The sequence below is a fragment of the Paenibacillus artemisiicola genome (assembly GCF_017652985.1).
Classification (GTDB): Bacteria; Bacillota; Bacilli; order Paenibacillales; family Paenibacillaceae; genus Paenibacillus_Z; species Paenibacillus_Z artemisiicola.
This window is the reverse complement of sequence record NZ_JAGGDJ010000085.1, coordinates 1-12,710: the sequence shown is the minus strand read 5'-3', so window position 1 is coordinate 12,710 and position 12,710 is coordinate 1. Positions and strand designations below refer to the sequence as shown.

The following is a 12,710-nucleotide window of genomic DNA, read 5'->3' as shown; positions in this document are numbered from 1 at the left end:
CCTGGCGCGAGCGCTCACGCAGCGGCGCGCGCTGACGTCCGGTGCGCCGAATCGGGGCGCGCGTCTCGGCGAGCAGCGTCGCAGCCCGCATCGCCGTCTCGCCGGGTCGCGGCGCGGACGCTCTGCGGCTGGCGCGAGCGCTCGCGCAGCGGCGCGCGGTGACAACTGGTGCGCCGGATCGGGGCGCGCGTCTCGGCGAGCAGCGTCGCAGCCCGCATCGCCGTCGCGCCGGGTCGCGGCGCGCGGTGACATGCGTTGCGCCGGATCGCGTCAAAGCCGGACACAGAAGCCGCTATTTGAGTCATAGGCGCTTTTTGGCGAGTTTCGCGGACACACGTTCCGTTATCGGTGCTTACCACTGACTTATAGCCGTCTTTTTCGGGAAATAACGGCTCCTGTGGCCGCCAAAATCCGAAATCGCCGCTTTTCGGCGAAATAGCGGATCTCCTGTCCGCATAGCTCGCCCGCAGACCGGGCCGCGCATGCAGAAGATCGAAATAGGCCCTCGATGTCCACGTTTGGCGCGGATACCGAGGGCCTTTGGCGTGGTTCTCCGAAAGCGGCGGCGTGCGGTGCACGGAGCGCCATAACCGGAGCCGAGCGCAGCGTTAAGGAGCAAGGGGCTGGGTACGACGCGTTTATATAGGGACCCCTCGCAGCAGGCGTCACGGCAGTACCGTCGGCACGCCGCTCGGCCCTGGCCGCAGGCGCAGCTGCCACTCGTCCGGCTTGCCGTACTAGTCAGCCGCCTCATCCCCCGCCGCAGGCGCAGCCTCCGCTCCTCGCCGAACGAACAGCCGCCGCTTACGAACTCAGCAGCTTCATCACGCGGATGCCCGTCCCGTTGCTGCGTTCATCCTTCGTGCCCGTGCAGCGGATCGTCACCTGCTGGAGCTTGCGCTCCGGCTGGAACGGGAACGACACGAGAATCGGCCGGTACGCCAGCGGGCACCATTCGTCGAACACGTTCACTTCCGTGAAGCTCTCGCCGCCGTCGAGCGAATACTCCAGGATGCCGCTGTCCGGCCCGTGCAGCAGCACGATGCCCGCGCGGCGCCCCGCGATGGCGAACGACAGCCGCTCCCCCTCGCCGCCCGCGGCCGCCAGATGCGCCGTCGCGAAGCGCCAGTTCATGAGCGGATCGTCCGGGCCGAGCTCGGCGGGCGCGAAGCCTTCCGCGAGGACGCCCTGTCCGACGTCCGCCATCGTCGCGAACTCGTAATTGCGCGCGTCGAGCGGCACCGGCAGCTCGTCCGCCGCTCTCGCCTCCCCGCCGCCATCGGCCGGCCCCGCGCTGCCGCCGACGCCTGCCGCCGTCTCCGTCTTCGGCGGCAAGGCCAGGCCCGCGCGCTCCTCGGCCTCCCGGATCGCGGCCGCGGATGCCGCTTGCCCCGGCGCCGGAACGACGGCGGCGTTCGGAATCTCCGCCGGCACCAGCACCGGATCATGGCCGCGCTCGCCGTCTTCGACCGCTTCCGCCACCGCCGTCACCGCCTGCTCCAGAAAAGCGTTCGCGTACGACGCGTACAGCGCGTGCCCCTCGTCGTTCGGATGAACGCGGTCCGGCGCCAGCGCCTCCCACGTCGTCTCGCCCGCGCGGATCAGATCCCGGACGCCGCCCGCGAAGCTGACGGACGGAATGCCGTAATGCGCGGCGACTTCTTCATGGACCGCGATATTGAACGGCACCCCGTCGGTCAAGTTCTTGTCCGCGGCCGTGTAGACGAAGACCAGCTCCGTCTCCGGCGATAGCCGGCGGCACTGCCGCACGATGCCTTCCATGCCGCGGATCGACTCGTCGCGGTCCTCCCCGTCGTTGACGCTGAACTCCACGAACAGCAGATCGACCGGGCCATGGTCCAGCGCATGCGCCCGAAGCCGGTGCGCGCCGAACGTCGACGTCGTCCCGCCGACCCCCGCATTGATGAACGTCCACGCCGAGTCCCCGAAGCGCTCGCGCAAAAACCGGCCGTTCAGCGCCCGCCAGCTCGTCTCGTCCGTCACGGAAGCGCCCGCTCCCTCCGTGATGGACCCGCCCAAATACGCGACGGCCGCGGGCTCGCCCCGCAGCAGCTTGGCCGCGAAGCGCGGCAGTCCTTCCCGCCGCTTGCTATGAACTGCATCCAATTTCGTCATGCGCTCACGTCCTTTCGTATGAACGAGCCCTTCCGAAACCGTTCGAACGGGCTCGCCGTCTTCCAAGGCGGCGCGCCCTCGCCGGACGCGCGGCGCCTCCCTTCATTACCCTCGCCGGTCGGGAACGAATTGCCCGCCGTCCGCATTCGCCGGCTCGATGGTCCCCGCCTTCGGCTCCCGCAGCTCCCGCGGCCCCGCCCCGCGGCGCCCAAGGACAGGCGAAAGGCGCTCTGGCTCGCCAGAACGCCTTGCCCTTGCCTATCCCGTTACCGCTTATTTTTGGTTGGAGGAATCATACGCTTTTTGCAGGATCTCGAGGTAACGGTCCAGCTTCAGATCCTTCAAGCCTTTCACGTACGCGTCCCAGTCTTTGTCCAGGTCCTTGTTGCCCGTGATGAATTGCAGCTCGTTTTGCTCGATGTAGTTCTTGATGTTCGTTTGCAGCATGCTCGCTTCGTCCATTTCGGACGGATCGATCCAGACGGACCAAGCCGGGAACAGCTCCTGCGGCTCTTTGCCTTGATACAGCAGCGTTGCGTTGTACAGACGGCGCTCGTAGCCCGTCGAGTCGTAGATGTCGGTCGACTGCACGAAGCTGTCGCGGTATTCCTTCGGCATGTAGAAGTGAGCGACGCCGCTCCAGCCCGCGTTGTGCGGCGCTTCGCCTTCTTTGCCCGGGATCGGTTTGAATTGCGCCTTCACGCCTTCGCCGAGCGCGACGTCGTCCGGACCCGGCTTCTCCCAGTCGATGCCTTCCATGCCCGACGCGCCGTTCGTTTGCCCTTCCGGCGTGAACATGTAGTCGACGAGCTTGATGAGGGCGATTTGCGCGTCCTTGCTGGCTTTGTTCGTGATGACGAATTTCGCGCCCGGCGCCACGCCGCCGGCATCATGCGTCGCGTACTGCGCATGCGGGCCTTGGAGCGGCGGAACCGGGTTGTAGTCCTTGGAATACTTGTTGCCTTTGTCGATGTTGACGAAGATGGCGGGGTGCATGCCGGCGCCGGCGCCGAGAATTTGGGCGTCCGCGTTCTCGCCGATTTTCTTGAACGCTTCGGCGTTTTGCGTGAACGCGCCCGGATCGATCAGCTTCTCGTCGTACAGCGATTTGATGTACTTCAGGCCTTCCTTCCACTCCGGCTTGACCGCGGCGGATTCCACCTTGCCGCCCGTCAGGTTCAGGTAGTTGCGGTCGTCGTCGTACACGAAGCCGTTCATCAGGAACGGCACGACGCGCACGCCGAAATCTTCGGTGGAGCCGCTCAGCGGCACTTCGTCGGCTTTGCCGTTGCCGTTCGGATCCTTCGTCTTGAACGCTTCGAGCACTTTCTTGAAATCGTCGGTCGTCTTCGGCATTTGCAGGCCGAGCTTATCGAGCCACGTCGTGTTCAGCCACATTTTGTTCGGGTACGAGCAGTGGAAGCACTGCGCATAGGCCACGAGGCCGTAAATGTTGCCGTCCGGCGCGGTATTAAACGCTTTCATTTCCGGGTCTTTGTCAAGCGCGGCCTTGATGTTCGGCGCGTATTGGTCGATCAGGTCGTTCAGCGGCAGGAGCACGCCTTGCTTGCCGTACTTCAGCACGTCGGCCTGCGAGAATTGGTCGATGTACGCCGGCAGCATGTACGCGTCCGGGTAGTCGCCGCTCGCGAGCGAGATTTGGCGCTTCTCTTTCGCGCCGTCCGACGGGTTCAGCTCCCAGTTGATCTTCATGTTGAATTTGTCTTGGACGAACGCCGTGAATTTATTGGTCGGCAGGTCGATGCCCGTTTCCTGGATGGAGAAGATTTTGACCGGTACCGGGTCGGCCTTCGCCTCGCCGCTGCCGCCGTTGTCGGCCGCTTGCGCCGCGTTGCCGCCGTTGCCCGCGTTTGCCGTATTATCCGCCGTGTTCGTATTGCCTCCGTTATTGCTTCCGCACGCCGCCAAGATCATGCTGCAGACGGCGAGAATGGCGACGGCCGATCCGATTTTTCTCTTTTTCACACTGATCGCTCCCTTTTTGGTTGTGTTGTTCGATCCTTTGCCGGGCGAACCCCCCACATTACATATCCATCTCCCCTTTCAATGGGTCGGCCGGGAACCGGGAAAGGCTTTAGCCTTTCACCGATCCGACCAGCATCCCCTGGACGAAGAAGCGCTGCACGAACGGATAGATCATCAGCACCGGCAGCGTCGCGACGACGATCAGCGCGTACTTGAGCAGCTCGGCGAGCTGCTGGCGCTCCACCTGCTTCATCGCGTCCATGATGCCGGAGCTGTTGTTCTGGATGATGATGCTGCGCAGCACGAGCTGCAGGGGGAACAGGTTCGCCGACTTCAGGTAGATCAAGGCGTCGAAGTAGGCGTTCCATTGGCCGACCGCGTACATGAGCACGAGCACCGCGATGATCGGCTTCGACAGCGGGATGACGACGCTCCGCATGAAGCGCAGGTCGCTGCAGCCGTCGATCTCGCTCGCCTCGATCAGTTCCTCCGGAATGGACGACTGGAAGAAGGACCGCGCGATGATGACCTGCCACACCCAGATGGCGTTCGGAATGAGCAAGGCCCAGCGGGTGTCGATCAGGTGCAGGCTCTTCACGACGAGGTACGTCGGGATGAGGCCGCCGCTGAAGATCATCGTGAAGGTGATGATCACCATGATCGGGCTGCGGCCGAAGAACGTCTTGCGGGACAGCGGATACGCCAGCATGACGGTCAGCGCCACGCTGATGAGCGTGCCCGCCGCCGTGTAGAACAGCGAGTTGCCGTAGCCCGTCATGATCGTCGGCGTATCGAACAAGGTCTTGAAGCCCTTGAACGAGATGTCCACCGGCCACAGCCATACTTTGCCGGAGGTGACGGCCGCCGGGCTGCTGATCGAACTGCTGACGATATAGATGAGCGGGTAGATGACGGCGATCAGCACGAGCGTCAGGATCGTATAGATCACGATCATGAGCGCCCGGTCGCCCGCGGATTCCCGGATTTTGCGGTTCACGGTTGTTGTTGTCATGCGTTTCAAGCTCCTTCTACCACAGACTGTTGTTCGTCAGCCGTTTGGCCAACCCGTTGACGAGGATGAGCAGCACGAAGTTGATGACCGAGTTGAAGAGGCCGACAGCGGTCGCGAAGCTGTAGTTGGCGTTCAAAAGGCCGATGCTGTACACGTACGTCGAGATGATTTCCGAATTGACTTGGTTGAGCGGGTTCTGCAGCAGGTAGACCTTCTCGAAGCCGATCGCCATGACGTTGCCCACGTTCAGGATCAGCACGATGACGATCGTCGGCAGGATACCCGGCAGGTCGACGTGCCAGATCTTCTGGAACCGGGACGCGCCGTCCACCTTCGCCGCCTCGTACAGCGTCGGGTCGATGCCGGCCAGCGCCGCCAGGTAGATGACCGCGGAGTAGCCCGCCGTCTGCCAGATGTCCGACCAGACATAGATGGAGCGGAAGAAGCCGGGCTCGCCGAGGAAGTTGACCGAATCGAGGCCCAGATGGTTCATCAGCACGTTGACGAAGCCGAGCCGCGGCGCCAGGAACAGCATGATGATCGAGACCATGACGACCGTGGAGATGAAGTACGGCGCGAACGTGACCAGCTGCACGAACCGCTTGAATCGATTGCTGCGCACTTCGTTCAGCATCAGCGCGAGCAGAATCGGAATCGGAAACCCCGCGAGCAGCAGGTAACCGCTTAGCATGACGGTGTTCTTGATGAGCGTCCAGAAGATCGGATTGTCGAAGAACAGGTTGAAGTTCTTCATGCCGACCCACGGGCTGCCCCAGATGCCCTTCGTGACGTTGTAGTCCTTGAACGCGAGCACCGCGTTCAGCATCGGGTAATATTTAAAGATCAGAAAGTACAACAGCGGCGGCGTCACGATCAGGTACAGCTGCCAGTGCTTGGCGAAGCTGCGGCCGGCCATGCGCGCCAGGCTCCGTTTCTTCCTCGTTGCGGGTACCGGCGTCCGCACCGGTTTCTCTACTGCGATTTCCACGTTCAAACCAATCCCTCCCAAGCGAATCCCACTGGTGCATGCAAGCGGTCGATCCCGGAAAGCGTCGTGGTCCGAACGACTTGACAGCGCTTTCCGCAAGACCGATCATAGCGTCCGCCGCTGCTTTCGGGATAGGTACACTTGCGGTTTCGAACGTACAGTTGCCCCGTTTTCCGGGGGACAATCGGCCGTTTCGCGGCCATTTTCAGCGCTTTTCACGAAAAAGGGCCTCCGCCGCGTCCGTAAGCGGCGAAAACCCTTTCATCTTCCATTTGGCGGTCCGGCGGCGGGCCGGCGGCAGCCCGGCATAAAAAAATCCCGGCCGCCGAAGCGGACCGGGAAGGGCCTCATTTGGAACGGGTATGGAGATAATCGTCGTAGCCCTTTTGCATGATCGCCAGATACGCGGACAAGCCCATGTCGTCCAAGCCCCGGACGTAGGCGTCCCATTCGGCGTCCAAGTCCTGCGCGCCGGTGATGAACTGCAGCGTGTTCTGGTCGATGTAGTTCTTGAGGTTCGTCTCCAGCATGTTGGCCTGCTGCGCGGACGCGTCGTCGACCCAGACGTTCCAGGCCGGGAACAGATTCTTCGGCTCCTTGCCGGCGTACAATTCGGTCGCCGCCTGCAGGCGGCGCTCGTAGCCGTCCGGCGCGTACATGTCCGTGCCCTGCACCCAGCTGTCGCGGTACGACTTCGGCATGTAGAAGTGGCCGGTGCCGACCCAGCCGGTGTTCGTCGGCGGGCTGCCCTCCGGCTTGACCATGCCGGCGAACAGCGGCTTGACGCCCTTGCCGAGCGCCTGCTCGCCGGGCAGCGGCTTGCGCCAGCCGACGCCCTCCTCGCCGGATTCGGCGTGGATCTGGCCGTCCGGCGTGTAGATGTAGTCGATCATCCGGATCAGCGCGACCTGCGCTTCCGGCGTCGCCTTGTTCGTGATGACGAACTTCGCGCCCGGATTGATGCCGCCTTCGTCGTGCACGGCGTAGGACGCGTGCGGGCCGGTCAGCGGAGGCACCGGCGCGTAGTCGCGGGAGCGGTTGCTGCCCGTCTCGCCGCCGACGAAAATTTCCGGGTGCATGGCCGCCCCGGCGCCGAGAAGCTCGACGCCTTCGTTGTCGCCGAGCTTCTTGTACGCCTCCGCGCTCTGCGTGAACGCGCCGGGATCGATCAATCCTTCCTCGTACAGCGATTTGATATAGGCGAGCCCCTCGCGCCATTCCGGCTTGTTCGCGGCCGTGTCCACCTTGCCGTTCTTCAGCATCAGGTAGTCGCGGTCGTCGTCGTAGATGAAGCCGTTCATGAGGAACGGCACGATGCGCACGCCGAAGTCCTCGGTCGAGCCGCTGAGCGGAATTTCGTCCGCGGCGCCGTTGCCGTTCGGGTCGTCCTTCTTGAACGCTTCGAGCACGCGCTTGAAGTCGGCCGTCGTCTTCGGCATGGACAAGCCCAGCTTGTCCAGCCACTTCCGGTTCAGCCACATCTTGTTCGGGTACGAGCAGTGGAAGCATTCGCTGTAGCTGACAAGGCCGTAAATATTGCCGTCGGGCGCCGTGTTCAGCTCCCGCAGCGCTTCGTTCTGCTCGAACGCGGCCTTGATGTGCGGGGCGTACTTGTCGATCAGGTCGTTCAGCGGCAGGAAAATGCCCTGCTTGCCGTAACGGAGCTCCTCCGCCTTGGAGAATTGATCGATGTACGCGGTCAATATATACGTATCGGGATAATTGCCGCTCGCGAGCGAGATTTGGCGCTTCTCCTTGGCGCCTTCGTACGGAATGACGTCCCAGGTGAACTTGACGCCGTACGTCTGTTCCAAATAGTTCGAGAACGCGTTCGTCTGCAGGTTCTGACCCGCATCCTGCTGCGCGAAGACGCGGATCGGAATCGCGCCCGATTCCGGCGTCTTCTCCTCCGGAGGCTGCTCGGGCGACGACGAACATGCGGCCAGCAGCAAGCCGATCGCGAGGAGGATGATACCGAGGCGAAGCTTCATAAGCATGTCCGCTCCTTTCTTGCCTTTCCGGCGAATGGGATGGGGTACGGCTGGATGTATCGGAATGAGCGCGGTCTTGCGCGATCGTTGATGAGGATTCGTCGCCGGATCGCCCGCGCTTTCCGCGGGATCCGGCGCCGTCCGGTTCGGCCGGCGAATCGCGCTTCCGTCAGTCGAACGACTGCCGGTAGGCGCTCGGCGCCACGCCCATGACCCGCTTGAACGCGCGGCGGAACGAGTGCGAGCTGTTGTAGCCGACCTGCGAAGCGATCTCGTCCACGGTGAGCGCCTTGCCCCGCAGCAGCTCCCCGGCCCGGTCCATCCGTACCTTCTCCAGGTGGTCGGACAGGTTCGTGCCCGTCACTTCCTTGAACAGCTGCGAGATGTATTTCTCCGGCCGCTCGGCCTGCTCCGCGATCCGGTACAGCGTCAGCTCGGCGTCGGAATATTGCTCGGCGACGAACTGCTTGATCTGCTCGACCGTGCGGATGTGCAGATCGTTCTTCTTGCTCGTGATCATGCCGCACAGCGTCTCGATGATGCCGTTCAGCTCGCCGCGGATCGCCTCGATCGAGCCCGCCAGCTGGACCGCCAGGATCCGGTCCTTCGCGTCCTCGAACCGGTCGGATTCGGCGAACGCCTTCTGGTCGAGCAGCTTCAGCAGCGTGCCCTTCAGCTCGCCGATCAGCTGGTTCGCCATCTCCGGCGACAGCTCGCGGTCCTCCGTGTTTTGCTGCATGACCGACTGGACGATGCGCTTCGCTTCCTCTTCGTCGCCCGCGCGGATCGTGCTGATGAGGCGCAGCTCCATGTCGAGCGGATAATAATACGTGCTGCTCTCCTGGCGGATGTCCGCGTACCAGAGCATGCCCTTGCGCTGCGTGTAGTCGGCGTAGCCCATCGTCTCCTTCGCCTGCTCGTAGGAGCGGCTCACTTCCATGCCGGAGTCGAAGAGCTCGCCGAACGAGCCGGTCACCGTGATCTTGTACTCGCTGAACAGGTACGCCGCGAACGGGTCGAGCAGCGCCTGGACGGCCGTCCGGAACGCCTCCGCGTCCGCGTCGCCGCCTTCGGCCGGGAAGATCGCGACCACCCGGTCCGAGCCGAGGTCCGTCATCAGAATCCGGCCGTCGATGTCGCGCAGGCTCTGCTTCAAGAGGAGCCGCGCGGCGCTCAGCTCGTTCAGGATATCGACCGAATCGAGTCCCGCGTAGCCGTGAATGTGCAGGATGCCGACGCTGCCGCGGCCGAGCGCGAGGCCCGTGTCCGCCTGCGCGGCGGCCGCCTCGATCTCCTCGCGGGTCTGGAATTCGCCCGCGAGCAGCCGCTTCAGGAACGCGTCTCGGATGAGCGGCTGCTGCCGGGTCAGCTCCTGCTCCAGCGTCCGGTTGCTCGTGATGATCGTCGCGATGTTGCCCTGCAGGAAGTCGTAGGCGTTGCGCCCGATCGGCTCGTCCTTGCCGAACTGCTCCCGCACGACGCCGAGCAGCCGGTTGATCGGCGCGCTGTTCCGGTGCGACAGCATCCAGCCCACGGCCAGGCCGATCAGGAGCGCCGCGCCCGTCACCGACCACGTGATGTACTTGATCGTGTTCGCGTTCTCCATCAGCGCCTTGCGCGGAATGCCGGCCCGGTACACCCAGCCGGTCGCGGCCGAGCGGATCGTGATCACGAGGTCGTCGCGGTAAAATTGGCTCTGCTTCGCTTTGTCGAACGCCCCGTCGGCATTAATGGCCTTGATCTCGTCTTCGCCGATGCCGGCCATGCTGATCGGATCGCCCTCGGCGTTGCTGACGTACGTCCAGCCGCCGCCGTAGCGGTCCTTCACCCCGGAGAGCAGGCTCGCGACCGTCTTCTGGTCGATGAGCACGACGACCGTCGCGGGCGCCTTCGACCCGAAGCTGTCCAGTGGAAGCGATTGCATATACGAGATGACGGAAGTTTGCGTGCCGTTCATGGTAAAGGGCTTCATCGGCAGGATCTCGCGGCTGTGCGTCCGGTCCAGCACCTGCTGCTGCCACTGCGCTTGATCCATGTCGTCGTAATGCCCGTACTCGTAGTAATGCTCCGGCCGGAAATACGCGGAACCCGGCGTCAGCACGACGTTTTCGTTGCGGAGGTAGATATAGTAGTTCTTCAAGAAATCGTTGGTCTGGCTGAAGACCATGACCTCTTTCATGAGTTTCCAAATCCCGTATACGTTGCCGTCGTCGATGTCCTTCTTCTGGTTCATCAGCACGTACAGGTCTTGATTGAGCGCGAGCTGCCGCGTGAAGCCCTCGACCTCGGCCATCCGGCGCTCCAGGATCTGCTTGCTGTTCTGAAGCTGGGTCACGCTGTTCTCGATGGAGACGGACTGCGTCACGGCGATCGAAGTGCGGTACGACATGTACCCGGCGATGCTCGGAATAATCAGGATGACGATATACGATGTCAAGAAGCTGCGGAAAATCCTGGAGTGCCTGTTCACGCGTCGTCCCCCCACTAACCCGTATCTCCATACATTATATCGCCTCTCTCGCCGTATGCAATCCCGGGCGCAAAAGGAAGGACAACCGCGTGGCGGCGAAGCCCCGCGGTTGTCCGTTTGCGAGCGCTGTGCTTACGCGGGCTCCCCGGCCGCGAAGGAGGCCCGGTCGAGCCGCAGGCTCCCGCCCGCCTCCAGCGCGAGCGGAATCGCGGCGCCGCCGAGACGGACCGTCGTCCGCAGCGGCGAGCCTGCCCGGACCGCCGCCTTGACGAGCTCGCCGTCCCGCCATGCGAGGTCGACCTCCGCGTTGCCGCGCGCCCGCAGCCCCGTCACCCGCCCCGTGCCCCACCGCGCCGGCAGCGCCGGCAGCAGATGAAGCTCGCCGGCATGGCTCTGCAGCAGCATCTCCGCGATGGCCGACGTGCCGCCGAAGTTGCCGTCCGCGACGAAGATGTTCGTCTCCGCGCCCGCGATGCCCGCTTTGGAGTAGGTCAGCAGGTTATCGAAACATAGCTCGCCGATCAGGTAACCGAGCTGGTCGTACGCGCGGTCGCCGTCGTGCAGCCGCGCGAAGTTGGCCGCGAAGAGGGCGAGCGTGAACTCCACGTCCTCCAGCCCTTCGCCGCGCATCCGGGCGTCGAGCGTCCGGCGCGCCGCCTCGCTCAGCTCGGGCGTGCCGGCCGGCGTGATCTGGGCGCCCGGATACAAGCCGTACAGATGCGACAGGTGGCGGTGGTCCGGCTGCGCTTCGCCGTAATCGGCGAGCCATTCCCGCAGCCGGCCGTTCGCGCCGGCCGCGAGCGGCGGCAGCAGGGCGGCCGCCCCGCGCAGCCGTTCCCGCAGCGCCTCGTCGGCGCCGAGCCGCTCGCCCGCTTCGAGGCAGAACGCGAACAGGTCGCGGACCAGCGACTGGTCCATCGTCGGCCCCATCGAGAGCGCGTAGGCGCGCGATTCGTCCCCGGCGGCGTAGAAGCTGTTTTCCGGGGAGTTGGACGGCCCCGTCACGAGCCAGCCGCAGTCCGGGTGCACCGTCATGTAATCGAGGAAGAAGAGCGCCGCTTCCCGCAGCACCGGGTACGCCGTCTCGCGCAGGAACCGTTCGTCCAGCCCGTACGCGTAATGCTCGCGCAGCTGGTTCGCGATCCACAAGCCGCCCGTGACGTTCAACCCCCACGAATAATGCCAGCCTGGCGCGGTGAAGCCCCAAGCGTTCGAGAAGACGTGCGCGGTCCAGCCCTCGCAGCCGTAGTACGCGCGCGCCGTCTCCCGGCCCGCCTCGGCCAGGCGCTCCACGTAGCGCAGGAGCGGCAGGTGGCTCTCCGCCAGGTTGACCGCTTCGGTCGGGTAGTAATTCATCTCCGTGTTGACGTCCAAATGGTAGTCGCAGCTCCACGCCATCCGGTTCGCTTCGCCGTCGTTCCAGATGCCCTGCAGATGCATCGGCAGGGTCGAATCGGCCCGCGAGCCGGCGATCGTCAGGTAGCGCCCGTATTGGAAGAAGAGCGCGAACAGCTGCGGATCGTCGCCGCCTTCGCGGAGGCGCCGCATGCGCGCGTCCAGCGGCAGCGCCGACGCGCCGGAGTCGCCGAAGTCGGCGGCGACGCGCGCGTAGAGCGCGCGGTAGTCGGCGATATGCGCCGCGCGGATCGCCGCGTAGCCCTTGGCCGCGGCCCGGTCCGCGCGGTCCGCGGCCGCCCGCGCCCAAGCGTCGCCGTCCTGCCGGTAATCCGTCTCGACGGCGAAATAGACGTGCGCCTCGTCGGCGCCGCGCACGACGATCGCGTCGCCTTCCGCGGCGACCGCGCCGCCCGTCGCGACGACCCGGACGGCGCCGCATGCCCGCACGCCGCAGGCGCCGTCGCTGTGCATCGTCTCCGTCGCCCGGCTCTCGAACGCGAGCGCGCCGGCGGCCGGCGCGGCGACGGCGAAGCGATCCGTGCGCCCCTCCAGCCGGAGGGCGAACGACACGCCGCCCGCTTCGCCGCTCCACAGCCGCGCGGCGAGCACGCCGTCCGGATGCGACGCGAGCAGCTCGCGGCGGATGCCGCCGGCCTCGCCGCCGGCACGGTAGAGCGCCTCCTCGAGGCACAGCTCGCGGGCGAAGCCGGCGCCTTGCGCGGCGGCAGC

Annotated in this window: 7 protein-coding genes; all 7 read right to left on the bottom strand. The window is 64.8% G+C overall.

The genetic code is table 11. The features are described 5' to 3' along the window. Nucleotides 1-804: 804 nt before the first annotated feature. Nucleotides 805-2,136, bottom strand: a complete 1,332-nt coding sequence (locus I8J29_RS32685) for an SGNH/GDSL hydrolase family protein (protein ID WP_208851447.1) — start codon at nt 2,134-2,136, stop codon at nt 805-807. A 273-nt stretch (nt 2,137-2,409) separates the two neighbouring features. Next, nucleotides 2,410-4,071 (bottom strand): type 2 periplasmic-binding domain-containing protein, encoded by a 1,662-nt coding sequence (locus I8J29_RS32680; protein ID WP_208851448.1) that lies wholly within the window; start codon nt 4,069-4,071, stop codon nt 2,410-2,412. Between the two features lie 160 nt (nt 4,072-4,231). Next, the gene (locus tag I8J29_RS32675) at nt 4,232-5,134 is read right to left on the bottom strand and encodes a carbohydrate ABC transporter permease (protein WP_208851446.1); all 903 of its coding nucleotides are present in this window, start codon (nt 5,132-5,134) and stop codon (nt 4,232-4,234) included. Between the two features lie 16 nt (nt 5,135-5,150). After that, entirely contained in the window at nt 5,151-6,050 is a 900-nt protein-coding gene (locus I8J29_RS32670; RefSeq protein WP_090639776.1) for an ABC transporter permease, read from the bottom strand. A 419-nt stretch (nt 6,051-6,469) separates the two neighbouring features. Beyond that, the gene (locus I8J29_RS32665; RefSeq protein ID WP_208851445.1) at nt 6,470-8,113 is read right to left on the bottom strand and encodes an extracellular solute-binding protein; all 1,644 of its coding nucleotides are present in this window, start codon (nt 8,111-8,113) and stop codon (nt 6,470-6,472) included. A gap of 169 nt (nt 8,114-8,282) precedes the next feature. Continuing rightward, nucleotides 8,283-10,550: a helix-turn-helix domain-containing protein gene (locus I8J29_RS32660; protein ID WP_240546652.1), complete on the bottom strand. Its 2,268-nt coding sequence runs from the start codon at nt 10,548-10,550 to the stop codon at nt 8,283-8,285. Nucleotides 10,551-10,715: 165 nt separating this feature from the next. Then, nucleotides 10,716-12,710 (bottom strand): glycosyl hydrolase family 95 catalytic domain-containing protein (locus I8J29_RS32655; RefSeq protein WP_208851443.1); only part of this gene is annotated, 1,995 nt, incomplete at its 5' end.

Bases quoted from the DNA above. Each gene is read 5' to 3' on its own strand.
- I8J29_RS32680 (WP_208851448.1), bottom strand. From the start codon at position 4,071: ATGATCTTGGCGGCGTGCGGAAGCAATAACGGAGGCAATACGAACACG.
- I8J29_RS32665 (WP_208851445.1), bottom strand. From the start codon at position 8,113: ATGAAGCTTCGCCTCGGTATCATCCTCCTCGCGATCGGCTTGCTGCTG.
- I8J29_RS32685 (WP_208851447.1), bottom strand. From the start codon at position 2,136: ATGACGAAATTGGATGCAGTTCATAGCAAGCGGCGGGAAGGACTGCCG.
- I8J29_RS32675 (WP_208851446.1), bottom strand. From the start codon at position 5,134: ATGACAACAACAACCGTGAACCGCAAAATCCGGGAATCCGCGGGCGAC.
- I8J29_RS32670 (WP_090639776.1), bottom strand. From the start codon at position 6,050: ATGGCCGGCCGCAGCTTCGCCAAGCACTGGCAGCTGTACCTGATCGTG.